Consider the following 24,801-nt stretch of genomic DNA (forward strand, 5'->3'; position numbering starts at 1 on the left):
CTTAAGCAAAGGAGGAAAATCGACTGTCTACTTATGAAAGTAGTATGTATCGTTTTCCTTTTTTTATACTCTTTTATAGATTAAACGGATCTAGGAATTTAACAGATGGATATTTGTCCTGGAACAAACGCCATACAAAATCGTTTTCAAACATAAGAACGGAATGCTTATCACGATCTTCTACTAGCATCACGCGAGAATCTAGCATGCGATCTTCAATTGTTGATTTGTCTACCCATTTTGCAATGTTATGAGACATGCGCGTGAATTCAAGATCGACATTGTACTCACCTTTCATACGGTGTTCAAACACTTGGAACTGAAGTTCACCGACTGCTCCTAAAATATAATCTCCAAAGAACGGCGTACGGTAAAGCTGTACGGCTCCTTCTTGTACAAGCTGATTAATCCCTTTTTCGAAGTGCTTAGATTTCATTGCATTTTTCGCACGAACTTTTACAAACAGTTCAGGCGGGAACTTTGGAAGAGCATCAAATTCGAATACTTTTCCCTCTCCTACAATGGTGTCACCAATTTGATACGTGCCTGAATCATACAAGCCAATGATATCTCCAGGGTACGCTGTGTCTACTGTTTCACGGCTTGATGCCAAGAACTGATGAGACTGCGCAAGCTTCATTTTACGATTCGTTCTTGCTAGCGTCACGTTCATTCCACGCTCAAATTTCCCTGAACATACGCGTACGAACGCAATGCGGTCGCGGTGAGCTGGGTTCATGTTCGCTTGAATTTTAAAGATGAAACCTGAGAAGTTTTCATCCGTAGGCTGAACGGTGCCATTCGTTGATTCACGAGGCTGTGGCGGTGATGTTAATTGTAAAAATGAATTAAAGAAAGACTGTACACCAAAGTTTGCAATCGCACTTCCGAAGAAAACAGGTGTTAATAGGCCTTGCTTTACTTTTTCAATTGAAAAATCATTACCTGCTTCGTCTAATAGAGATAAATCATCCACTAAGCCTGGTAAATACATTTCATCAACGTGTTTTTTAATTTCATCATCGATATTTTCACCGTCAAAGTCTGCAAAATATGACTCTTTGTTTCCTTGGTATACTTCAATTTGTTTTGAAAAACGGTCATACGTTCCTTGGAATCGTTTCCCCATGCCAATTGGCCACGTTACAGGGTATGATTCAATACCGAGTACATCTTCAATTTCTTCAAGCAGCTCAAGCGGCTCTTTTCCTTCACGGTCTAATTTATTGATAAATGTTAGGATGGGAATACCGCGCATACGGCAAACTTTAAAAAGTTTAAGCGTTTGTGCTTCAATCCCTTTTGTTCCGTCAATAACCATGACCGCACTGTCTACAGCCGTTAAGGTACGATACGTATCCTCACTGAAGTCTTCATGTCCTGGTGTATCCAAGATGTTAATAAAGTGATCTTTATACTCAAACTGCATAACACTTGATGTAACCGAAATTCCACGTTGTTTTTCGATTTCCATCCAGTCAGATGTAGCAAACTTGCCTGATTTTTTTCCTTTAACCGTTCCGGCTGAACGAATCATTCCGCCCAGTAACAGCATTTTTTCTGTTAACGTTGTTTTCCCGGCATCCGGGTGAGAAATAATGGCGAATGTACGACGTGAATCGACCATCGTTTCTTGAAGTTGGTTGCTCATACGTTTTAAAATCCTTTCTGCTCTACAATTCCTATTTTCATCATTTCATTATACGCTTTTTTTATACTGCGTGACTAGTTTTTTTCATATTTGAATACTTCTACAAAATCAAAGAAATCGTCAACAAGGTGTAAAAAGCGAACAAGAAAAAGACCCCTTTTATAAAAGGGGCCTTCTCCCAGTTTAGTTTAACGAACGACCAGAGAAACGTTCTGCTGATCGGCTTAAACTTTATAAAAAAAATTACTTTTGAACGTTAGCAGCTTGTGGTCCACGGTTGCCTTCAACGATTTCAAATGTAACTTCTTGACCTTCTTCTAAAGTTTTGAAACCTTCGCCTTGGATAGCAGAGAAATGAACGAATACATCGTCTTGTCCTTCTACTTCGATGAAACCGAAACCTTTTTCAGCGTTGAACCATTTTACTTTACCTTGTAACATATCTCTTTTCCTCCTTGTGTGACAATCCACACATTGTGTATTACTCTATTCCTGCTCTTACAATAAGTCAAGACGAACACTTCGAACTATCCTTACCGAACAAAAATAAGCACCTTTATTGTAACAAATCCTCCAAAAAATTTCAAAGGAATTTGCACATTCTTTTTGTTTGCTTTGATCCCTTACCTACAGCCTTTCCGCCCCTTTTTAAGCAGCCGAATGTGAACGCATTATCCGCCCTTCTTCTTGATGTTTTTTCTTGTATAACGATCCTTTAAACGGATAACGCTATAGAGATAGATACTCTTTCTATTTATGAGAAAGCAGGTGACATCACAACCTATGGAAGACATTCTCATGTCCCTTCTTAGAACCTTTGTTTCTTTCATTATCTTAAGCATTACAACTTTCCTGATTGGAAAACAAATTAACACGCATAATAATCATTTTACATTTGCAATGTCCATCATTATTGGGTCGTTCATCGCAAATATGGGATTTGATTTAAAATTAAAATTTCTGCCGATGTTCGCTTCTTTTGTTTTTCTTGTGGCCACTCATTTTCTTTTAGCATCAACAGCTCTAAAAAGCAGACGCTTGCGAAAATGGATTACAGGGCGCCCGACGGTTATTATGGAAAAAGGAAAGCTTCTTGAAGCAAATATGAAAAAAGTCAAATATTCTATTGACGACTTGAATCAGCATTTACGAGAACTAGGAACGTTCAACATTGCTGAAGTAGAATTTGCTGTTTTAGAAGTAAGCGGAAAACTGTCAGTATTAAAGAAAACTGCTTATCAAAACATTGCCAAACAGGACGTTTTGTCTAAGCCGTTTAAAGAAATGAATTTACCGGTAGAACTCATCATGGACGGAGAAATTATTCATAAAAATTTAACATCTCAATATACCGAACAGTGGATCAACCTTGAGCTTTCAAATCGTCAGCTTCAGTTGAACCAAGTGCTGTATGCAGTTGTGTCAACAAACGGCATGCTCTATGTAGATGAGTATAAAGATCAGCTGTCCGCTCCTACAGACAGAGAATGAGATTGAGACATAACTAAATTACGCCAATCTAAAGGCAGACAAATGGGGTGAATGAGTTCGTATGGATCGCTTGTTACACCGCTGTTGATTTCCGTGCAGGGCTTTGCTCTCCTCTCCTATCAACAGCTAGAAGCAGCTACATACATAAAACCTATGTTCACGATCACCATAAAAAAATCCGAACGAGTTTGATTCTTGATGGAGAATCAAACTCGTTCGGATAAAATATGTTTGTCCCAGTTTCACTGTGCCATCTCTTCAACGGTTCCTTCTTTTAAGCCATAGTAGTTCCGTTCAAATCGCTTTATTTCTTGATCATAGCGGCGTACTTTTGCATCGGCTAGCTGGCGGCTTTGTTTTGTTTCTTCAAGCAGCTCGACCTGCTGATTAATTTGAAAAATAGTCGTCGTCAGCTCGTCTTGATAATCATAAATTTCATTTTGAATATCCACGCATACGGGCAAGCGATTTGCCAAAATAAAGTCCGTCATTTGCATAAGCACTTTTTTACGCTCTACCTCTTTCACTTTGCTTTTGACGGCCCGTTCTGCAGAACGGAACGTCAGCCTTACTTTAGAGAAGAAGTCACCTTTGATCGAAAGCTTGCGCTGCAGTTCTTCTACATCTTGTTTTAATGATTCATGCTCTTCAATCATTTTTTGAAGCACAAGCCCTCCGTTTAACGATGTGAGCTCCATTTCATCAAGCTGATGGCGGATGGCTGTTTTGAGCGTTTCAATTTGCTTCACCGTCTTTTTCTCCGTAGCGCGGAGCTGCTTAACATACTGCTCTGTTTTATAAATAAAGCTGTCTAACCGTTCACGGTCAAACAGTGACTGCTCTTTCTTTTTCATATAATCTTGATACGCTGTGTGTACAGACGACCACTTGATCAGCAGAGACTGATAATTCAACAGCTCATCCTGATGCTCAAGCTTGTACGTCCACATCAGCTGAACAACTACCAATAACAGCGGTAAAAAAGTTCCAGCTTCTTTGCGTTTTGCAATAATTTCATGACTTTCAAAGCTCGCCATTAAAAACAGCGGCGCATTCATACTAAATAGCAGTGCTGGCGGGTAATTAACGGGAATAAAGATACTCATTACGGTTGCCATAAGGCCTGAAATAGCAGGGTATGCGTGCGGAGGAAGCTGTTTGTATAGCTCGATTGTCCCTTTTTTTGCAGCAGTTTCACAAGTGCTTCCTGCTGATATTCTCCTAATGCATCAATCATTCTTTCCTGATACATGGGGGGCAGCTGTTCAATCCAATTCATCAGCTGCTGCTGAAACACAGCTTGCTGGCGATTTGTAGCAATCATGTATTGCGAATCAATTAGATGAAAGAACAGTCGGATTTGATGGCGCATTACGTCTTCTAACGTATGACAGCGTGCAATTGAAAACAGCTCATTGTATTTAGATACAAGCAAATTTCCAATGTTATCGCTTAACTCATACAGCTCGCCATTTGTTGTAGCATGAGAAACAGGAAGTTCAAAAAACTTCGCCATTTCAAGCAAAATATGCAGATGCATGTCTACTTCAGGCTGCTTTTCAAGCAATTTCATTTCTTCCATCAATGATGCTTGAAAATCCGTATGCTCCGTCTGCTGATACTGCGCTGACATTTCCGTATAAATGCGGTGGTCACATAACACATAAGCAGCTCTTAGGATATCGTCTTTAGACGTAAGCAACCCATACAATAACTGTTGTCCGTTCATCTTCACACCGTCCTTCATTAAATTTTCTTACTATAGCTTTCTATCATTTTATACTTTCTCTATAAATTCGATGCAATAGTTCAAATTTCCTGTTATCTTTCTTCTTGCTTTCTTAATACAAAGAGTGCCGTCCAACATGACATCAGCGCAGGCGGTATGGTCCAAGTCATATATCGCCACTCACCCGTCACAAGCGCCATAATGAGAAAGATGAGCGGAAAGCCTATCAGTACTATGATAACACGTGCTCGGCTTACCGATTTTTTCATAGTGCATCGCCCCTCGTATATTATATTTAAGCTCTATTTCAAGCTTAGACTTTCTCTACAATGAGAGCCATTTAAATAAAACGCTTGGACGTCTCAAGATATTTCTAGATAATGATCTTAGGATCATTTGGGACAATTCTTCTCGCCCCTGTGGATCTACCACATTATAAAGAGTGTTTCTCAGTGAACGCGCGGGACATCCTACTCGCAGGCTGAGCAACCTGACCCTCGAACCTAGATGATAGTGGCTCTAGGGCGGCTTTCGATTCAGGATAAGCTCTTATACACGAGGTTGTTGGTCGGCGTACACACTAGAGATATCTCGAGACGTCCAAGAAAATGATTCTAAATCGAAAGGAGGTCTCTTACGTGAGATTATTTGTTGGTCTAGATGTAAGTTCGTTTGATATGAAAGTTTGCTTTTTGAATGAAGAAGGAGACAAAATAGATGCTTTTTCGGTCAGTAATGACTTACCAGGAGCTACCACACTAAAAGAAAAATTATTACAGTGTGTCACTGGTAAAGAGGTAGAAATGCTTAAAATAGGCCTAGAATCAACATCTGTTTACAGCTTTCATCCTTCTATGTTTCTTCATCACGATACAGACTTACAGCGCTTTGGAGCAAAGGTATTTCTCCTAAACCCTAAGCAAATCGCAAACTTTAAGAAAAGCTATTCTGATATGGATAAAACAGATGAGCTTGATGCCTTTGTCATTGCCGATTATTTACGATTTGGACGTAATCAAATGTCAATCGTGAAAGAGAGCCAATACGTGGCGCTGCAGCAATTAACAAGAACTCGCTATCAACTCGTAAAGATGTTAACAAAAGAAAAGCAGCACTTTCTTCAACATCTAAGTTTTAAATGTAATACATTTTCACAAGAAGTAGATTCTTCTGTATTTGGCAACGCTATGATGGAACTATTTCTCGAGAAATTCAGTTTAGAGGAACTCGCCAATATGCCTTTAGAAGAACTCGCTGAGTTCCTACAGGAAAAAGGCAAAAATCGCTTTGGTGATCCAAGATGTATAGCATCGTCCATTCAAAGAGCTGTAAAAGCTTCTTATCGTTTGGATAAGGTAGTCGAAGATTCCATAGATGTCATTTTAGGTACATCAATCACAGTTATTCGTACGTTTCAACAGCAAATCAAGGAATTAGAAAAGTCTATTAAGAAAATTATGGCTGGATTAACACAAACACTTGAATCCATTCCTGGAGTGGGTCCTGTATTCGCTGCCGGTATCATCGCTGAAATTGGTCAAATCGAAAGATTTGAAGATGAAACCAAAATCGCTAAATACGCCGGAATATACTGGAGGAAACATCAATCTGGTCGTTTTACAGCTGAAGATACTTCATTATCTCGCACTGGTAATCACTACTTGCGTTATTACTTAGTTGAAGCCGCCAACTCAGTAAGAAGGCATGTATCAGACTATCAAGAATATTACATAAAAAAATATAATGAAGTACCAAAACATCAACACAAACGTGCACTCGTTCTAACCGCAAGAAAATTTGTGCGATTGGTGGATGCGCTACTACGCAGTCACCAACTCTTTACGCCAGAAAGGTGCGTGAAAATATGACATAAAACTTGTCATCGCTACCTTTCAAATTATTTCCAGTAAATTACATTAGTTACTGGTCTAGTTTCGTGATGCTTTTTTTAAGTAAAATGCCCTTTGATAACTTTAGATTCTTTTATTTTTCAATTGACATAATACCGCAGGTCTTTTGTTCGTCCCTTATTCTTATAATACCCTTTCGCTTCTATAGCATTAAACCCCTTTATAAACCGTTCGTACATTTCTTTGTTTTCTAGACAGTCTATGACATAAGTTTTAAAAAAGAACAGAGGATACCTCTTACTTTGATGAAACTCGTAAGCAGCTTTTATGTTTTGACAAGCTAAATCGAGAAAAATGTGTTATGGTAAAAGAAAATTTCGTTTTTACTACCTACATTGAAACGAAAGGGTTGATCGTATGAACATTTTTTTGATTGGCGCAAGCGGCAGGACCGGACAGGAATTAATCAAACAAGCGATTAAAAATGAACATTATGTAAAAGCTTTTGTGCGAAATCCAGCTAAGCTTAAGGTAACGCATGCGAACGTACACGTCATACAAGGCGACGTGCTTGATTATTATGAAGTATGTCAGGCCATGCGAGGATCTGATGCAGTGATTTCTTGTCTTGGAACTGAAAATTTGGGGCATTCTACCCTTTTAGTAGAAACGACCAATCTGTTGATTCAATGTATGAACGAAAACGGAATTCAGCGTATCGCCTATACGGCTTCTGCCGGAATCGACGGAGAAATTCCAGGCATGACAGGCTGGCTTGCTCAGCGCATTTTAAAAAATGTGCTTCGCGATCATCACGAAGCCGTGAAGCTCTTGAAGGTAAGCGGGCTCGACTGGACTGTTGCTCGGCCAATGGGTTTAACGAGCGGTCCATTAACTACGTATTATCGTATAGGAGAAGCTAGCATACCAGAAAACGGACGCAACATCAGCCGTTCTGACGTCGCTCATTTTCTCCTTCAAGCCGTAGAAAACAACAGGCACATAAAAAAATCACTAAGTCTTTCGTATTAAGTGTTCTAAAGGAGTGTTGATAGTGAACCTATCAAAAATTTTTCTAAAAATAAGTCTTGTACTTTTAATGGCATGCGTCTTTATTGAAGGTAATTTTCAGGTGGCGCTTGGCATCTTTGCTGCTGTTTGCATGCTTGTCATAGTTTTTGCCAAGCCTCTTTCAAAATCGCTGCTTCCTGCTAATAAAAAACCAGGAAAAAAAGACCGCGAAACATTAATGATGGTCATTGGTGTCATCGTTTTTATTTCAGGAAGCTTTTTTATTGCATAGTAGTATTGTAAAAAAACAGGCTTAAATCCACATTTTCAATCATATAAAGGGCTGTGCTGTAAGTCGAATGTTCGGCTTATGACGCAGCCTTTTTTTGGTTTAATGAGGTCTCTTTTAGCAATAGCTTCTGTCTTTTATATACATACCATTCCATTATTTAAGCAAATTACCTATCAAACCCTCTTATGCTTTTTTCATCGGCTCACATAATATATGTAGAAGATGTCATAAGACAAGCGTCAAACGATTTGTATCTAGAAAAAGGAGGAAGATAAATGAAATGCCCCCATTGCGCTTATTCTAATCCGGAAGGGGTAAAATTCTGCTTAAATTGCGGCCATGAAATCGTGGAACACGACGAAAACTACAGCATATTCTACTTGTTTGCCCATCGTGTTGATAAAATCCCAAGAAATGAACGTTCGGTTGAACCTAAATTTCAAAATATATTCTCTCGAGTCTTCCGACAGCACAGTGAAATGGAAGCTGAACGGCTTTTTATTGTAGGAACAGGGCTTACGACTCCTAAAATAGAAGAAGTTGTAAATACATGGCCAAAGCCTTGGCTTTTTGCAAGGGTCTTTCTTATTGCGCTTGTCGCATACTTAGGGCTATATCTAGGCGTAAGCTTGTTCGAAAACATCAACTTCATACCCGGTCTTATTGTAGTCGGTGCTTTTGCAGTGCCATTTACTACGCTCATTTTCTTTTGGGAAATGAACGCTCCGCAGAATATTGCTATTTACAAAATTGTTTATGTCGTTTTTATTGGCGGAATCCTCTCACTTTTATTAGCGCTTGTGTTTTATGATATTCTTGGAAATAACACAAACGTGATCGTGATTGGAATATGCGAGGAACTGGCTAAAGTTATCGCGGTTATTTATTTTGTACGCAATCTTAAATATAGATATATCCTTAACGGACTCCTCTTGGGAGCTGCAATAGGAGCTGGTTTTGCTGCTTTTGAAACCGCTGGCTATGCTTTACGGGCACTTCTTTCCGGCAGCTTTCACATGCTTTATTCTACAATACTTTGGCGCAGTATTTTTGCTCCTGGAGGACATGTAGCTTGGGCTGCCTTGACTGGAGCTGCCGTCTGCATCGTCCAAGGAAATAAGAAATTTCGGTGGAGCATGTTGATAAAACCAAAATTTCTCGGTGTATTTTTGCTTGTCGTTTTTATGCACGCTCTTTGGGACTCACCTATACTAGGTATTTTGCCCGCTGGACATACAATTTTAACGGTTATATTATGGATTTTAGTATTCGGTATGATTCGTATTGGGCTAAAACAAATCGCAGATAAAAAGTTGGAGTTAACCTACTGCAAAGAAAATCCTACCCCCTCATAATAAATGTCCAGCCTGCGTTAAGCTGCTCGTTTTAACTTTTTATTACCTTTATGTTTCATTTTGAAAATTGTTGTTACAAATTGTAAAAAAAAGCATTCAAACTACCTGTACATGGTATGATAACTTCAATAACATGAAAGGGTGACTTGGTGGATGAACCTAACTGAAATTAAGCACATGATAGCAAATTTAGTAAATTATAGAGATAGCGACATTACTCATACTCTTGCCAATAGGTTTACACTAAGTTATTCAAAACAATTAAACAGTTTTCAAATCTACGATATTGAAAACGATATCATTTATCGTTATGAAGAACTAGAAACAACTGCGTTAGCTCTGTTTAACATGGTCCATAATCTTCCTGAGACTATTTATACACATACTAATTCGTTTGAACAAGTTTAAAGCAGCAAAAAAAGCTCATTTATTAACTAACATGAGCTTTTTTGCCGGTGTTTATCTATTTTAGTTATTTATAACCTTCTTCAAAAGAAGAATGTCCTTTTTAATTGCCCGTCTAATTTCTTCAACTTTACAGCGTTTGTATTCTTGTACTAAGCGATAGAGCTCTCTTTTAAATAAAAACTCATCTTTTTGGTTACTCATAGCAGCATACCCCTTATTAGCTTTCTATCACAAGCGATTAAAGAAAGTATTCCCTTTTCTTTTTGTAAAAAACAAATAAATTCACAAACAGATGTAAAAAAGCCCTTTATCATGCGCTTACAGGAACGGCGAGATGTGCTTTGCGCTAGACAAATGAAAGAATTTCGCTAAAATAAATAAAAAACATTGACTACTAGCTCTCAGTCAATGTTTTTTATTTATTTTAGCTTTGTTTAATTAAAGTCGATTCACATACTTTTATGCGTTCATATCTCCTAAACCTGGAGCATGCTCATTTGGCATTTCAGATAAATGAGGGACTGGAAAAGCTTCCGGTGGAGGCGTTACGCTCAAGTCTCCGCCATTTCTGCTTGGCGTCTGCCCTTGGAATATTTCTCCCATTCGGTGCGGATCTAACCTAAAATCAAATTGCGTGTTATGATACCCCATCTCGACAAATTTTCTGCATTCAGGGTATTTGTTAATATCATAATTTGGTACAGGGAATAGCTTTCCCCAGTCCACGCCTAATGTTTCAAGAGCTTTTGCAAACGCATTTTGATGAGCATTATCTCGAACAATTAAGAAACCTAGCGTTTCTCTTAACGTTTGGTTAGAACTCATTTCATATATTCTTGTTTTTTGTAAAACGCCGGTTGATTCTAATACAACGTTATTCAGCAAATCAGCCACTAGATTTCCATGATTATAAACCCACGAGCCGTTCCATGGATTTCCGCCCGCATCCACTGGCAGTGAGCTTTGAGCGCCCATAATATAGTGATGAGGATTAGCATGTTTTACGGCTTCATCAAGAGGAGCCTGATCTGAACCTTGACTTCCTACCCCGGCTCCGCCAGATTCATCTAACAATGCATTAATGGTATTTTGAACGAGTTCTACGTGAGCTATTTCTTCTAAAAAAACACCTTTCATTAAATCGCGATACTGCGTTTCTTTTCCTCTGAAGTTAGAGCTTTGAAAGAAATATTGCATCATTGTCCGCATTTCACCAAACTGCCCGCCTAAGGCTTCTTGCAGTACTTTCGCGGCTGCTGGGTCGGGCTTATCCGGTTTAATGCCGTTAATTAATCCTTCTTTGTAATAATACATATAAAACACTCCTTTTATTGACATTGCTTGTTTTTTGAACTAGCTTATGTAGATTTTTGTCCCTTGTATGATTTTTCACTTACAGTACCTGTTTCTTTTTTTCCTGACATATTCCGTGGTGCCATCTTTCTAACATGTGCACATAACTACTGTTTCCAGATGCGGCCTTTTTATTCTCGGTAGTTAAAAGACAACTGAATTGAAATACACGTATAACACTCTTTTTACATTCCTTATACGGAACAGTGAATACTTTGAATGCACAAAAAAAAGAGCTGGTTAAAACCAGCTCTTTTTCTCTATTACTTCTCTATACCTGCTTTAATTTCCTTAATCATGCCTGCCATTGATTCAAGGCCTCCTCCAGATAAATACCAAAGGCCTGGATCAAGATACACAACGTGATTGTTTTTCACCGCGTTGATTTCTTTTACATACTGATTTTCAACAATTTGTTTAGCGGATGATTTTTCACCGATTGCTGCACCGCGGTCAACGACGAATAAGTAGTCTGGATTTTGCTTAACTAAATATTCGTATGAAATGCTTTGGCCGTGCTTAGCCGATGGATCTAAACTATCGTCTGCAGCTTTAATACCGAATACGTCGTGGATTAATCCGTATTTAGAACCCGGACCAAACGCTGTCATTTTGCTATCATTTGCCATCATTACAAGCGCTTTTTTATCTAGTTTGTCCGCTTGTTTTTTCAAATCTGCAATTTGCTTATCAATTGCTGCTAGCTCTTTTTTCGCTTGATCTTCTTTATCAAAAATTTGTCCTAGTACTTTTGTGTTTTCTTTAAATGACTTCATATAGTGCTGGTTGTCTGTATCGATATAGATCGTCGGCGCAATTTTTGAAAATTCATCAAATGAATCTGCTTGGCGGCCTTGAATAACAATTAAGTCTGGCTTTAATTCTGCAATTTTTTCGAAATCAGGTTCTTTTAAGCCACCTACATTAGCATACTTATCATCTTGATACTTTGATAAATACTCAGGAATCGCTTGTTTTGGCAAGCCCGCTACTTCAACCCCTAGTTTATCTAGTGTATCAAGTGCACCCATGCTGAATACTACAACTTTTTTAGGGTTTTTCTTAATTTTAATTCCGTCTTTATTGAACTGATCGGTTACTGTTACCGTCTCTTTTTGTTTACTTTCTCCACCTGTTGTTTCTTTTGCTCCTTGATTACCGCAAGCAGCTACAACAATCGCAGTTAAGACTGCTACAAACATTACTAACACTTTTTTCACTTTCGTCACCTCATGAATAAATTTTATGAAAAATACACGCAAATACGCTGTCCGCCAACCGTTTCGATTGGAATATCCATATCGTATATATCCCTTAATACAGACGTTTGAATGATGGTTTCTGTTGGGCCTTCACGGATCACTTCACCGTTTTTAAGCGCTACAATATAATCGGAATAAACAGACGCAAAATTAATATCGTGAATGACAATTACAATCGTTTTGCCTAAGTCTTCTACGAGACGTTTCAACAGCTTCATAATTTCAACGGAATGCTTCATATCTAAATTATTGAGCGGTTCATCTAAGAAAATATACTCCGTGTCCTGGGCGATGACCATAGCGATAAATGCTCGCTGACACTGTCCCCCGCTCAGTTCATCCAAGTATTTGTCTTGAATACTTTCAAGCTTCATATAACTCAGCGCCTGGTCAACTGCTTGCTCATCGCTTTTTGTTAAGCGGCCTTTTGAATAAGGAAACCGGCCGAAATTTACGAGTTCACGTACGCTAAGCCTAATATTAAGCTGATTGGACTGTTTTAAAATGCTCATTTTTTTGGCTAAATCTGAACTGTCAATATTCTCTATATTTTTTCCTTCTATAGATATTGACCCTGAGTCAGCTTTAATGAGACGGCTCATAATTGAAAGCAGCGTACTTTTCCCCGCTCCGTTTGGGCCTATAAATGACGTGATTTTTCCTTTTGGAATCACGACGGATGTTTTTTCTAATACGGTTTTTTCTCCGTATGTTTTACTGACATTTGTTACTTCTACCATGATTTATTCTCCTTTAGCAGCAAATAAATAAAGTAAATTCCGCCGGCAAAGTCAATGATGACGCTCAGCGTGGTGCTGAAGGTGAACACTTTTTCAACGATAAATTCTCCTCCGACGAGGGCAATAACACTAAGCAGCAGTGATCCCATCATTAGATAGGTGTGCTTGTACGTTTTGAACAGCTCTCTCGCAAGGTTCACAACAAGCAGTCCAAGAAATGTAATCGGTCCAACTAAAGCTGTAGCCACTGAGACAAAAATGGCAATCACAATCAGCATTTTTTTGACGAGCTTATCATAATCAATACCTAAATTTACCGCATGTTCTCTTCCTAGCGACAGTACATCAAAAATGGATGTAAAGCGCCACACGTAAATGCCAAGTAGAATAAAAATAACGGCTGCTATGTATAGCAAATCGGTATTAACATTGTTAAAGCTTGCAAATGATTTATCCTGTACAACTTGAAATTCATTCGGATCAATTAGCATTTCCATAAATGAAGACATGCTTTTAAATAAGGTGCCGAACACAATTCCAACCAGTAAAATAAAGAAAATATTCTTACCGGCTTTTTTGAACATCAGTATGTAAAGCAAGACCGAAAAGATAATCATGAGCGATACGCAAACAAGAAAATTAAGATTTTTGTTCATGATGACAATATTCGTCGAGCCAAAGATGTACACAATAAACGTTTGCAGAAATAAATACAGTGAATCCAGTCCTAGAATACTAGGAGTTAAGATTCGATTATTTGTAATCGTTTGAAAGATAACGGATGAAAACGCAATAGCTCCTCCGGTTAAAACAATCGCAGCGACTTTTTCAATTCTTCGCGGCAGGGTGTACTGCCAGTAGCCTAAATCATAGCTAATAAACAGCGCCACTGATAAAACGGCCAGCGCGGCAAGAATGATGATTTTATATTTGTTATGCATAACGACCTCTCCTTATCAGCATAAAAAGAAAGATCGCACTTCCTATTACACCTACCATTAACCCAATGGAAATTTCATAAGGGAAAATAATAATTCTGCCTAAAATATCGCACGCAAGTACGAACACAGCTCCAAGCAGCGCTGTATGAGGCAGGCTTTTTCGTAAATGATCTCCACGGTAAATCGATACGATATTTGGAATAATCAACCCTAAAAAAGGCAGCATGCCAACGGTCAAAATCGTAATCGACGTAATAAGCGAAACAATAACTAGTCCAACGTTAACGATTTGTTTATATTTCACGCCTAAATTGATCGAAACGCTTTCTCCCATACCAGCAACCGTGAACTTATCTGCGTAAAGATAAGCAATTATTAAGAGCGGTATACTCAGGTATAAAAGTTCATATCTCCCTTTAACGACAAGCGAAAAGTCGCCTTGCAGCCATGAAGAAAGGTTTTGAATCAAATCATATTTGTAGGCAATGAATGTGGCTAGAGAACTTACAATACTCCCAAGCATTAAACCGACTAGTGGAATATAAATGGTATCGTTAAATTTAATTCTGTCTAGTATTCTCATAAACAATAAATTACCTGCAAGTGAGAAAATGAAAGCAATGGTCATTTTTAATAGAGGACTTGCTGAAGCAAATACTAGTAGAGAAATTAACACACCAAGTCTTGCCCAGTCCATCGTTCCTGCAGTTGTTGGAGATACAAACTTATTTCGCGTAATTTGCTGCATAATTAATCCGCAAATACTAAGGCTCATTCCCGCCATAATAATGCTCAAAAGCCTTGGAAAACGACTAAAAAACAGCGTTTGGCTTTCTTCTTTTGTTAAATGAAACAGATCCATCGCTGACAGATCTTGTACTCCTACAAAAAGAGACAAAACCGATAGTACAGCAAATATAAGAATTAACTGATAAAACTTCAACTTTCCTTACTCCTTTCTTCCCTCTATAAGTCTAGTTATCTCCTCCTTCATCATGTGTAAATGATTATCATTATCAATTGACTTTCTTTATCATATCATTATTCTCTAAATAATCAATGGTTTTCTCAAAATTTAAGCCAAAAAATACCTTAACAGATGGATCTGTTAAGGCATTTCAAGGTTCAATTAGACTTAAAAATAGCTATTTCTCTCTTCATATAAAAAAGGATTGAGACATAATTGCATTAATCCAATCTGAAGACGAGTTAATTGGATACATGAGCTAGTATGGATCGCTTATACGCCGCTGTTGATTCCCGTGCAAGGCTTCTCACTTTCCGCTTTTTTCGCAGGAGTCTTCGCCTTGTCCTCTAATCAACAGCTCGAAGTAACTACATATATGAAATCTGCGTTTACTATAACAACAAAAAAATCCGAACCATTAATATAATAACTATTAATGGTTCAGATTTAACTTTAAGCAAAATACTTTTGTGGCAGCCTCTCTGTATCAATATTACATATATATGGAATATATGTTTATGTTTGAAAGAAATTTACTTATTTTGCAAATACATGGTTTCCGATAACTGCCGTTACTTGCTGCGTTGCAACCCATTGGCTTTCAGCGATTTTCGGATTATAGAAAAACAGCGCATCGTTTTCATGCGGGTTTGTCAATGCTTCGCTTACCGCTCGTTTTGATTCTTCTGATGCAGGCTGATTAATTGCTCCGTTTGCTACTGGTGAAAATTGATATACGCCGTTTCCTAGCTGCTGATAAATAACGTCGTGAATGTTATTTGGGAATTCCGGTGAAGCTACACGGTTTAATACCACAATTGCTACCGCTACTTTTCCTTGGTACGGCTCACCTTTTGCTTCTGCCTCTACTAATCTTGCTAGTAAATCTTGATCTTGTGCAGAAACCGATGTAGACGGAGCAGTTTGTGCCGGCGCCGGTGCTTCTCCTTGAAGTTTTAATGTTTGTCCGATGGTAATAATATCACTTTGTAAACCGTTAACAGCTTTTAACTGATCCACAGTCATGCCGTTTTGTGTTGCAATATGATATAACGTTTCGCCTTGTGCTACTGTATGTACAGATGTTGCCGGACTAGCGGCAGGTTGTGCTTGTCCCTGGTCAGGAATCGTTAATGTTTCTCCAACGTAAATCATGTCGTTTTGGCGGTTATTAGCACCTTTCAGTTCATCTACCGTAACCCCATTTTGTTGGCCAAGCCCCCACAAGGTATCTCCTTTTACGACTTTGTGCGAAGCTGCTGCTGATGCTGTTCCTTGACTTGCTAGAAATGCTACAGACGCTGCAGAAGCAACTGCCCATTTTTTTACACGTTTTTTACTCACAAAAACTACCTCCTAAAATTTGAACCTGTTATTACCTTAGCACATAGATTCGCCTTTTCATTAAAAAAAACAGTAACATTTGTTCTAATTGGATTAAGTTTCTTACAGTGCCATTCATTATGTTACAACTTTTACATGCCCCTTAAAGAATATGTAGAAATATGACGATTTCATTGCGAAACGAGCTTTTTATCTATTTACTTACATTCCTCTTTCTGTAAAAAACTTGATTTTATTATGATTAATCGCAGAGATAAAAAGGAAAACAGCAGTCAAATAGAGAAATAGTGTAACTATTGAGGAATGATTCAGCGCTTCTTTGTCAATTTACGTTTGTTTATTAATAAAGGAGGTCTATTTGGATGTGTGCAAATAAAATGTATGTGACGTATAACACGGAGAAACCGGCTATTACAATTCAAGGAGCTTTTTATCATACGGGAGGAACGCAGGAAGAGTTTTTGCGAGAATTCAAGTACTGGCTTGAATCTCACGGCTGGTCATTTATGGGCGTAACAAATGAAACGACGATGACAACGGCGAACAAGGAGTTAAAAGAAACGATGGAACAGCATAAAATAGAAGGCAAAAAAGTTCAAAGACTAGAAGATTTATAACGATTCTTCTATGACCTTTCACACATGTCCAAACGCCAATACGTAAAAAAGCCTTTAGATGAGCTAAAGGCTTTTTTACATTAACGAGAAAGTGCGACCACCTTCTGACTTTCTACTCTTTCTTCAGCAGGCTTTCTCATTTCTTTTTCCGTCCATACGCCAATGCGTTTTTGTCTTTTCCCAAGAGGCTGTTTTTCACATGCATAGCAAATTTCTGAAATATCATCAAAATGAGCTAACGACATCTTTATCCCTCCTTTTCTAAATATACACAGGCAAGTTAGTATGCTTCTTCCCTTATTTTCCAAAGCTAAACTGCTTCATCTTATATTTAAACAATTTATAAACAAACGGAATAAATAATTTCTACTTCATTATCATTTAGATTGTTTTATTTAGATATAGACGGGTAAACAAAAACTATCCCACCTCACACCCTGAAGTTTGAAACTGTCACATAAAAAAGCTGCTTTCTATACATGTAATGTATAGAAAGCAGCTTTTTTATGTTTTTTTCTTTTACTAGCTGTAAAACCTAAGGATACTCTCAGAAAACGAACGGCTATACTTTTATTGGTGCTCTCCTATTCCAAATACTTCTGCTACATGATTTTCTAATTTATGCTTGTAGTGATCAATGTTTGGATGTTTGACTACATCATGAATAGAATAAGTTGGAAGTGGACTCATACCGACGTACTGATTCATTTTATGCAAATGCATAATGGCTTCGTCTAAACTTTTTCCTTCATAGAAAGCTTCGTCATTGTCGAAAATAGCTTCCGGCGCATTCCACGTGAGAGAAAACATGTATTTTTTCCCCATTAATAAGCCGCCTCGCCCGTATTGATTGGAGCCTTTAAAGAAAATGTTATCCATATACACGCGATCAATATATTGCTTAAACTTTCCGGGAATGCTGAACCAGTAAATAGGCGTCTGCATAATCACAACATCAGCCCATAGCCACTTTTCAATTTCTTCGTCTACTTCGTAGCCTTTATCAACCACCGTTGTTTTAATGTCAAATTGACCAGTGAGTAAATGCTGCATTTCGTTAAAAATCGTCTGATTTAACTCGCCTTTTGATTTTTTATAATACTCGTGTCCATTAATGATTAATACGTTTTTCATGCTGACCTGCTCCTTTCCAAAATCCTTGTTTCTTTATCTTCATATAACTGTATACCCATATAAACTACTTACCTACCAGTACCACCTCTTACTTTGAAGTAACATAGGTACCTAGAAGTCCCTTTTTAAACACCCTTATGATTTCCTAAACAAAGAAAAAAACCAGGTCTAATTTACTAATTCTTTAGAAGATGTTTAACTCGCATAAAGCAAATCGTTTTTTAAATCAGTTCTTTTAACCCAATAAAAAAGACTGGCGAATTAAATTCCGCCAGCCTTTTTCCCTTTTTCTATTTCGGTTCGCCTACTTCATTTAACGGATAGTATCGAAACTGCACTTTTCCAATAACTGATTTTTGTGGAATGAAGCCAAATGCTCGTCCATCATGACTTACAGGACGGTTGTCCCCCATTACAAACAGTGAATTTTTCGGTACCTTCACTTTGCCATCAGTTGCAGGCAGCGTTTGAAGCGTAAAATCTTCCGTGAATTTTTCATTAGGTGCAAGAGATTTTTTAAATTTTTTTAAATACGGCTCTTTATAAGCTTTTCCGTTAATATATAGAACGTCGTTTTTCATTTCTACCGTATCTCCTGGCAGTCCAATTACACGTTTAATATAATTTTCATCTGCATCCGGTGCATGAAATACAATCATATCAAAGCGATCAACATCACTGATTTTATTTAAAATAACGCGGTTTGAATCTTCAAACGTTGGATACATCGATTCCCCGTGAACCGTAGTTGGCGCAAATAAAAAATGGCGAACTCCCACTACAATAACCAATGCAATAATAATGGACTTAATCCATGAAAACACTTCTTTTTTTACGTTATTTTTGCTCATCTCAAAACATCCCTTACGTCAAAATATACTTTCATCATAGCATCAAATAGAGGGAAAGTATAATAATAACCGAATAATCTTATTTATTGATCACCGTTTGTCACTGTGCCTTGATGGAAAAACAAACGCCACTTTTCTTCTCTTTTTCGCCAAATAGAACTGCGAAGCGTCTTTTTTTCTGCCGTATGGTTCATAAGATGATAGGTAGTTAATACGCAGTCAGGAGACAATACGTCTATATGAAAATGAGAGATTTCGAATACATCTGGCGAGAGTACATGATTGTTATTGTAATCTTTTCGTTTCCATACCCTGCCTGAGCTTCCAAACTCCACGTAATCACCTGCAAGAATGTTTGAAAGCTCTTTAGCAGAGGTTCGTACTTCTGATTTTAAGTGCATGCATTCTAATTCATAAAATATTTGGGTAGCATTCTCCATTTTTTATTCATCTCCTCTTGCGCCTATTATAAAGAAATAACGCGTTATTTTCACACAAACAAACCATACTCATATCCCGTATAGATATGAGTATGGTTTGTTCAGCTGACGCTATAGCGTCTATTCTTACCTTCCATCCAATCGCTAATGATTTTCACCACAAGTCCTATGATAAATACTGTGAGAAAAGAATAAAAAATTGTCCAGTTCAGCAATTCATATAAATGCAGCGCTCTAAATAGCGGAATGCCTATAAAAGCAATAATGGCAGAATTAACGGCATGTGCTATGAAGAAAAATTTCCATTTGCTAAAAAATTGGTAGACGAGTGTGATACTTACCGGAATAATAGCAAAGTCAACCGTATTGAAGCGATCTGTAAATGGAAGCATCTGGTGAGGGTAGCACCACAGGTTAAAAAATTTCCCGAATTCATCTACCAAACCGACTATGTCAAAGCTGATAAAAAAAACGAGCAGCATAAAAAAGAAGCGCTGCCTATCAATAAAAAAGTAAAAAAGCAGCAGAAAAAGAGCGTTTATCACCACTATGAGCCACCATTGAAAACTAAAAAGGTCTTGATGAACCCAATAAGAAAATTCCTTTTCATTTAAGACTTGTTGCATCATTTTGATCATTTCAAACATAGAAATCCCTCCTATCTTAGAAATTCTTTCCATGAGGGTTTCACTTCATACAAAAATGCCAAATCACGCATAGGGCTTTCCTTTCTTACAGGCAGCTTCTTTAAAAGCGGCTTGTACCTATTTAGTGGTTTCTATCTGTCTAGTAAAAATTTTTCGCAGAAGCTTTGCTTTTCATCTCAGAACCTATTGACTATTATTTTCATTTCATACAAAATTAACAATTGTGCATGGTTGACATGTTAATACAAGCAAAAAGATACTGTTTTGCAACATTAAAGGAGGAACAACATGAACATCGGTACGATTAAAAGAGAAGCTAAAGCTTCTTTAAAGAATCGCTGGGGACTTGCGATTTTACTAACGGTGGTGACGTACGGAGTATATACGCTTCTGCCTATTCCATTTGAAATTGTGGCAAGCGGCGGCTATGACAATTGGATGAAAGATGAATCTGATTCGGCCTCATGGATTTCAACTGCCTTTGCTATTGTCTTCTCGCCTCTTCTGATGGCGAATTACTGGGCGTTTTTAGGTTTAGCACGAGGTGAATCTGTTCAATTGGGACACTTGTTTAAAACATTCCAAGACTTCGGTCTTTATGTAAAGTCACTAGGAATTTATGTACTTATGACTCTTTATGTGATGCTGTGGTCACTGCTTTTACTGATTCCTGGAATTATTAAAGCACTGGCATATTCACAAACGTACTATATTTGTAAAGACAATCCTACTTACTCGATGAATCAAGCGATTACCGAAAGCCGCAGGTTGATGAATGGTTACAAAGGACAGTACTTCCTGCTGCTGCTAAGCTTTCTTGGCTGGTTTTTATTAAGTATTATTACACTAGGAATCGGCTTTTTATGGTCTATACCATATCTTTCTGCTTCACTTGCCCGTTTTTATGAAAATTTGTTAAACGAACGCTCATCGCATGCTGAATAATAAAAAAATCCTCTTCATCGTGAAGGGGATTTTTTTATAAGAACACTGTTTGCATAAGTGAAGCTCTTATGTCATAAAGCTTACTAAGAGTATAAAAGAAAGGCAGGAGCTTATATGTATACTACAAGTGAAATTTGTCAGCAGTTTGGCCAGATTTTAAACGCTAAAAGCAAAGTTAGTCCAACAGGATGCTCAGTGTCGCTTAAAAGAAGCTTTCAAGCTCATGTTCAAGGGCGGAAAAGCAGCTCTGTCGTTCCTGTTGGTGTATCATTTGAGGCGATAGACGCACAGGGAAACGCGTTAAACTTGGCTGAGATTGCTATTTTACAAGAAGAAATCCCTCGTTTTACAGAAGCTGCTGCGCGGCAAGGTCTTATCGTAAGCGCTTTGCATAACCATTGGCTTTTTACAGAACCGGTCCTTATGTATCTTCATATTCAATCTGTAGAGCCTCCTTTACATTTTGCAAAAAAAATGGCTTTTTGTTTTACAATGCTCAAAAGTCTTCCTGTGCCAACGAACGAATAATTTATTAAACGCATCTCTCGAGTGCATTAGAGCGGTGAAAGATGTTTTTTTGTACCTATAGATTATTAACGTAGCTAAAAAAACCTCCTTACCTTTTGTTATTTTTAACATTTAATCCAGCTTGCGTCCAAATCTCCCCAAGTTTCCGGAAGAGGAGCAGTGCATAAAATATAATCAATGTGCTTTAAAGAATCTATTTTGTAGTTCGCCTTCACTTCTAGCTTGGAATGATCAGTCAATACAATGGTCTGATTTGCATTGGCGATGAAGACTTTAGACAGCAGGCACTTTTCTAAATCAAAGCTCGTAATCCCAGCTTCGGGATGAAGGCCGTCAATTGAAATAAAGGCTTTATCTACATAAAATTCTTTTGCAGCCCTTTCTGCTAGGGATCCAGAAGCCCGAAAATGTTTGCTTCTTACATGACCTCCTAGAAAAATAATTTCTCCGCTGAAAACCTGCTTGTTTTGGTAGTCAATTAGCATAGTCACAAGAGGAAAGGAATTTGTAATAACCGTTATATTAGAAATATTGACAAGTGACGAAACCATTTGCATGGTCGTGCTGCCTTCATCTATAAAAATAACGTTGCCTTCCTCTATCAACTCAGTTGCTTTACTCCCTATTTTTTTCTTTTCTTTGCTTCTTATGACTTCTCGCTCAAACATAGGCGGCTCAGTAATTTCTGTTTCTATTTTCACGGCCCCGCCATACACTTTTTTTAACTTTTTTTCCCCTTCTAATTCTTCTAGATAACGGCGAATAGTCTCAGTCGATACATTAAAAGCGTGTGCTAAGTCGTTTACTTTGACTTGCCCTTGATGTTCAATCATATCTAAAATTGTTTTTTTACGTTGTTCTGCCAATAAAGACACATTATTGCACTCCTAACTCTACGAAAAAATTTGCTCATGTAAAGGTGATATTTTCTTTCTTCACGCCTAGTGAGACCTTGCTTCTTTACCTCTTGAAAAATAGTACTCCGCTAAATTTAATACTGATTCGCGAAAAATATTGCGGGCACCACCTAAACAAAATAATACTTTCATTGCTGAATCTCCTTCCGCCTCACTGTCGAATGAATCGCTTCTAGCAACCTTTCGATATCTTGTTTATGTACGTCTCCAATGTTTCCAATTCTAAAGGTGTCAACTTGAGAAACTTTTCCTGGGTAAATGACGAAACCTTGTTTTTTTAAAGATTGATAAAATCCTTGAAATGTAAAAAGAGAATCGTTAGGGTAAAGAAAGGATGTAATAATGGGTGACTGCTTTTTTGACTGCAGCAGCGTATTAAACCCTAGTTTCCTCATTCCTGTCACTAGCAAGTGCTGATTTTCTCGATACCGCTTAAAGCGAGCTTGGACTCCTCCTTCTTCTTCAAGTTCGAGTAGCGCCTGATAAAATGCCCGAACCACATGAGTTGGGGAGGTAAAGCGCCATTTCCCTTTATCCTTTTCCATCGTTTTATATTGATCATAAAGGTCGAGTGAAAGGGAACGGGCATTTCCTTTACATTTTTTGAGCTCATCTGTTTTAGCAATGACAAATCCGAATCCAGGAACGCCTTGAATGCATTTATTCGAACTGCTGATAAGCAAATCAATTTGCAGCTGCTCTATATCCATTGGTATACCGCCAAAACTGCTCATGGCATCTACAATAGTCATTTTATTATAGCGCTTAGCAATGCCACATACTTTTTCAATAGGATTTAGAATTCCTGTTGTCGTTTCACAGTGAACGACAGCTACATGAGTGATGTCTTCGTCTTCTTGAAGCATTCGTTCAATCACATCTGTATCAAGAGACTCAGTTTCATTTACTTTATATACAGTGTTATTAATTCCGATTGCTTCACACATCTGAACCATTCTTAAGCCGTAAACACCATTTGCTGCTATTAGGATTTTCCCTTTATTCCTCGGTATGAATGTTCCTATGGCTGCTTCTACACAAAACGTACCGCTTCCTTGCATTAACACAGCAGTGTATAAAGAAGATGACGTTGCCAGCTTGACTAAGCGCTTTCTTATATCTTGGACAAGATTATTATATTCATCATCCCATGTACACCAATCTTTCAGCATCGTTTCGCGAACCGAAGCTGTCGTAGATAATGGACCTGGAGTTAGAAGCAAATATGGGTTTTTCATGATAATCCTCCTTTTTATTGTTGTTCCAGTTGATTAATCACTTGATCAAGATCAGATATACGATCAACTACGAAATTTGCCCCGGCTTCTTCTAAACGGCTTCGCACTTTTTCCATTTTTATTTTTAATTCTTTTTGATCCATATTCTTTTCTGCTTCTTCAGAAAGTCCCATCTCACTGCTTCCTAAAATCACGCCTACTGTCCACATCCCGGCATTTTTTCCTTCTTGCATATCTGTTACGGTGTCTCCTACTTTTATGATACGATTCATAGGAAAGACATCTAACTCCATGGCATTACGGTAACACATCCATGGATACGGCCTGCCTGCTTTTACATCATCTGCTGTGAAATAACAGTCCGGTGAATATCCTTTTTCTTTTGCTTTGGGCGCAACAATCTCCATCATTTTTTTCGTATACCCCGTCGTAGAGCCTATTTTAATATTTCTGTTTCGCAAACGCTCTGTAAGCTCAACGGCTCCAGGAATAGGCGTGGTGAAGTCTTCTAAAATATAAAATAAGCTTGCTTCAAATTCATCATTCAGTTTTGCAACATCTTGTTCGGTTGGCATTGATTCGTGTGCTTTTTTCCACTCCTGCTGAATACGCGGCATCTTAAGAAGCGCTCGGATATGTTCAATTTTCAGCATGCCCATTGGCTCTCTAGCTTCTTCAATTGTAATTTCTACCTCTTGTCTTTTAAATACCTCTAAAAACGCCTCAAGCGGAGCAAAACATCCGTAATCAATCATTGTTCCAGCCCAGTCAAATACTACAGCTTCAATTTTTTCCATTTTCCCTCTTTCCTTTCGTTATTTAATTTGCCATTTACAATATCTTTGATAAATAGTTTTCTTATTCGTAGAGAATTCCTACGATGAACGAAAGCGGTAAAAATAATGAGTGCACTTATCTCTGAAGCTATTTTTTACACTTAACAAAATGAAAGTGTTTTAGGTGTTGTTTTTTATTGTTTTTCTTCATTTTTTATATTATAACATATCAAAACAACATAAAACCACAACAATAAACAATTATAAAATTGATGTAAATTTCTTTAAAATTTATCTGAAGATTTGCTCTACGT

28 protein-coding genes are annotated in these 24,801 nt (G+C 37.8%); 9 read left to right on the forward strand and 19 right to left on the reverse strand.

Going from position 1 to position 24,801, the window contains the following annotated elements; genetic code table 11:
- Positions 1-73: 73 nt before the first annotated feature.
- Positions 74-1,651 carry a peptide chain release factor 3 gene (locus tag Q5794_RS16660; protein ID WP_013057876.1) on the reverse strand — a complete coding sequence of 526 codons (1,578 nt, stop codon included), beginning with the start codon at positions 1,649-1,651 and terminating at the stop codon, positions 74-76.
- A gap of 243 nt (positions 1,652-1,894) precedes the next feature.
- Positions 1,895-2,092: a cold-shock protein CspD gene (gene cspD, locus Q5794_RS16665; protein WP_013057877.1), complete on the reverse strand. Its 198-nt coding sequence runs from the start codon at positions 2,090-2,092 to the stop codon at positions 1,895-1,897.
- A 327-nt stretch (positions 2,093-2,419) separates the two neighbouring features.
- On the opposite strand from cspD, the gene Q5794_RS16670 reads away from it, so the two are divergent.
- Entirely contained in the window at positions 2,420-3,142 is a 723-nt protein-coding gene (locus tag Q5794_RS16670) for a DUF421 domain-containing protein (RefSeq protein ID WP_311590739.1), read from the forward strand.
- Positions 3,143-3,384: 242 nt separating this feature from the next.
- Here the strand turns inward: Q5794_RS16670 and Q5794_RS16675 are convergent, their stop codons facing one another.
- Both Q5794_RS16675 and Q5794_RS16680 read right to left on the reverse strand, forming a co-directional pair.
- Complete coding sequence (locus Q5794_RS16675; protein ID WP_280146911.1) at positions 3,385-4,260, reverse strand: hypothetical protein; 876 nt, start codon at positions 4,258-4,260, stop codon at positions 3,385-3,387.
- Entirely contained in the window at positions 4,248-4,871 is a 624-nt protein-coding gene (locus Q5794_RS16680) for a hypothetical protein (RefSeq protein ID WP_374988169.1), read from the reverse strand. The genes Q5794_RS16675 and Q5794_RS16680 overlap by 13 nt, the downstream gene beginning before the upstream one ends.
- Positions 4,872-5,509: 638 nt before the next feature.
- Here Q5794_RS16680 and Q5794_RS16685 point away from each other — a divergent pair.
- From Q5794_RS16685 to Q5794_RS16705, 5 genes are all read left to right on the forward strand, one after another.
- Positions 5,510-6,739, forward strand: a complete 1,230-nt coding sequence (locus tag Q5794_RS16685) for an IS110 family transposase (RefSeq protein WP_098780477.1) — start codon at positions 5,510-5,512, stop codon at positions 6,737-6,739.
- 399 nt (positions 6,740-7,138) lie between these two features.
- On the forward strand, positions 7,139-7,753 hold the full coding sequence (locus Q5794_RS16690; RefSeq protein WP_192994289.1) for an NAD(P)-dependent oxidoreductase: 615 nt from the start codon (positions 7,139-7,141) through the stop codon (positions 7,751-7,753).
- A 22-nt stretch (positions 7,754-7,775) separates the two neighbouring features.
- Positions 7,776-8,024, forward strand: a complete 249-nt coding sequence (locus Q5794_RS16695; protein ID WP_214988328.1) for a hypothetical protein — start codon at positions 7,776-7,778, stop codon at positions 8,022-8,024.
- A gap of 275 nt (positions 8,025-8,299) precedes the next feature.
- A complete protein-coding gene (locus Q5794_RS16700) occupies positions 8,300-9,379 on the forward strand; it encodes a PrsW family intramembrane metalloprotease (protein ID WP_374988170.1) in 1,080 nt (359 codons plus the stop codon).
- 153 nt (positions 9,380-9,532) lie between these two features.
- Positions 9,533-9,787 (forward strand): hypothetical protein, encoded by a 255-nt coding sequence (locus Q5794_RS16705; RefSeq protein ID WP_214988324.1) that lies wholly within the window; start codon positions 9,533-9,535, stop codon positions 9,785-9,787.
- A 60-nt stretch (positions 9,788-9,847) separates the two neighbouring features.
- Here Q5794_RS16705 and Q5794_RS16710 read toward each other — a convergent pair whose 3' ends face one another.
- From Q5794_RS16710 to Q5794_RS16740, 7 genes are all read right to left on the reverse strand, one after another.
- Positions 9,848-9,988, reverse strand: a complete 141-nt coding sequence (locus Q5794_RS16710) for a hypothetical protein (RefSeq protein ID WP_013057884.1) — start codon at positions 9,986-9,988, stop codon at positions 9,848-9,850.
- Positions 9,989-10,246: 258 nt separating this feature from the next.
- Positions 10,247-11,101 carry a manganese catalase family protein gene (locus Q5794_RS16715; RefSeq protein WP_013057886.1) on the reverse strand — a complete coding sequence of 285 codons (855 nt, stop codon included), beginning with the start codon at positions 11,099-11,101 and terminating at the stop codon, positions 10,247-10,249.
- A 302-nt stretch (positions 11,102-11,403) separates the two neighbouring features.
- On the reverse strand, positions 11,404-12,360 hold the full coding sequence (locus Q5794_RS16720) for a siderophore ABC transporter substrate-binding protein (protein ID WP_374988171.1): 957 nt from the start codon (positions 12,358-12,360) through the stop codon (positions 11,404-11,406).
- Positions 12,361-12,383: 23 nt separating this feature from the next.
- Positions 12,384-13,142, reverse strand: a complete 759-nt coding sequence (locus tag Q5794_RS16725) for an ABC transporter ATP-binding protein (protein ID WP_116738852.1) — start codon at positions 13,140-13,142, stop codon at positions 12,384-12,386.
- Positions 13,136-14,083, reverse strand: a complete 948-nt coding sequence (locus Q5794_RS16730) for an iron chelate uptake ABC transporter family permease subunit (RefSeq protein ID WP_214988320.1) — start codon at positions 14,081-14,083, stop codon at positions 13,136-13,138. Before Q5794_RS16730 ends, Q5794_RS16725 begins: the two co-directional genes overlap by 7 nt.
- On the reverse strand, positions 14,076-15,026 hold the full coding sequence (locus tag Q5794_RS16735; RefSeq protein ID WP_374988172.1) for an ABC transporter permease: 951 nt from the start codon (positions 15,024-15,026) through the stop codon (positions 14,076-14,078). The genes Q5794_RS16730 and Q5794_RS16735 overlap by 8 nt, the downstream gene beginning before the upstream one ends.
- A 561-nt stretch (positions 15,027-15,587) precedes the next feature.
- The gene (locus Q5794_RS16740; RefSeq protein WP_057244398.1) at positions 15,588-16,394 is read right to left on the reverse strand and encodes a cell wall hydrolase; all 807 of its coding nucleotides are present in this window, start codon (positions 16,392-16,394) and stop codon (positions 15,588-15,590) included.
- Positions 16,395-16,756: 362 nt separating this feature from the next.
- Between Q5794_RS16740 and Q5794_RS16745 the strand changes: the two genes are divergently transcribed.
- The gene (locus tag Q5794_RS16745) at positions 16,757-17,011 is read left to right on the forward strand and encodes a hypothetical protein (RefSeq protein WP_013057893.1); all 255 of its coding nucleotides are present in this window, start codon (positions 16,757-16,759) and stop codon (positions 17,009-17,011) included.
- Between the two features lie 80 nt (positions 17,012-17,091).
- Here Q5794_RS16745 and Q5794_RS16750 read toward each other — a convergent pair whose 3' ends face one another.
- The 5 genes from Q5794_RS16750 to Q5794_RS16770 all read right to left on the reverse strand — a co-directional run bounded on the left by Q5794_RS16750 (position 17,092) and on the right by Q5794_RS16770 (position 20,083).
- Positions 17,092-17,256: a hypothetical protein gene (locus Q5794_RS16750; RefSeq protein ID WP_192994307.1), complete on the reverse strand. Its 165-nt coding sequence runs from the start codon at positions 17,254-17,256 to the stop codon at positions 17,092-17,094.
- 325 nt (positions 17,257-17,581) lie between these two features.
- Entirely contained in the window at positions 17,582-18,145 is a 564-nt protein-coding gene (locus Q5794_RS16755; protein WP_214985931.1) for an NAD(P)H-dependent oxidoreductase, read from the reverse strand.
- Positions 18,146-18,435: 290 nt separating this feature from the next.
- Complete coding sequence (gene lepB, locus Q5794_RS16760) at positions 18,436-18,996, reverse strand: signal peptidase I (protein ID WP_374988173.1); 561 nt, start codon at positions 18,994-18,996, stop codon at positions 18,436-18,438.
- Positions 18,997-19,079: 83 nt separating this feature from the next.
- The gene (locus tag Q5794_RS16765) at positions 19,080-19,436 is read right to left on the reverse strand and encodes a DUF4440 domain-containing protein (RefSeq protein ID WP_192994311.1); all 357 of its coding nucleotides are present in this window, start codon (positions 19,434-19,436) and stop codon (positions 19,080-19,082) included.
- A 101-nt stretch (positions 19,437-19,537) separates the two neighbouring features.
- Positions 19,538-20,083, reverse strand: a complete 546-nt coding sequence (locus Q5794_RS16770) for a CBO0543 family protein (RefSeq protein ID WP_214985935.1) — start codon at positions 20,081-20,083, stop codon at positions 19,538-19,540.
- Positions 20,084-20,371: 288 nt separating this feature from the next.
- Between Q5794_RS16770 and Q5794_RS16775 the strand changes: the two genes are divergently transcribed.
- The gene (locus Q5794_RS16775) at positions 20,372-21,028 is read left to right on the forward strand and encodes a DUF975 family protein (RefSeq protein WP_013057906.1); all 657 of its coding nucleotides are present in this window, start codon (positions 20,372-20,374) and stop codon (positions 21,026-21,028) included.
- A gap of 114 nt (positions 21,029-21,142) precedes the next feature.
- Positions 21,143-21,556, forward strand: a complete 414-nt coding sequence (locus Q5794_RS16780) for a DUF1259 domain-containing protein (protein ID WP_013083952.1) — start codon at positions 21,143-21,145, stop codon at positions 21,554-21,556.
- 104 nt (positions 21,557-21,660) lie between these two features.
- Here Q5794_RS16780 and Q5794_RS16785 read toward each other — a convergent pair whose 3' ends face one another.
- The 3 genes from Q5794_RS16785 to phnX form a co-directional block, all read right to left on the reverse strand.
- Positions 21,661-22,431 carry a DeoR/GlpR family DNA-binding transcription regulator gene (locus tag Q5794_RS16785; RefSeq protein ID WP_192994315.1) on the reverse strand — a complete coding sequence of 257 codons (771 nt, stop codon included), beginning with the start codon at positions 22,429-22,431 and terminating at the stop codon, positions 21,661-21,663.
- 170 nt (positions 22,432-22,601) lie between these two features.
- A complete protein-coding gene (gene phnW, locus Q5794_RS16790; protein ID WP_214986172.1) occupies positions 22,602-23,714 on the reverse strand; it encodes a 2-aminoethylphosphonate--pyruvate transaminase in 1,113 nt (370 codons plus the stop codon).
- 11 nt (positions 23,715-23,725) lie between these two features.
- Positions 23,726-24,508, reverse strand: coding sequence for a phosphonoacetaldehyde hydrolase (gene phnX, locus Q5794_RS16795; protein ID WP_374988174.1), 783 nt, complete (start codon positions 24,506-24,508; stop codon positions 23,726-23,728).
- Positions 24,509-24,801: the final 293 nt, after the last annotated feature.

The organism is Priestia megaterium, from assembly GCF_041941685.1.
Classification (GTDB): Bacteria; Bacillota; Bacilli; order Bacillales; family Bacillaceae_H; genus Priestia; species Priestia megaterium_C.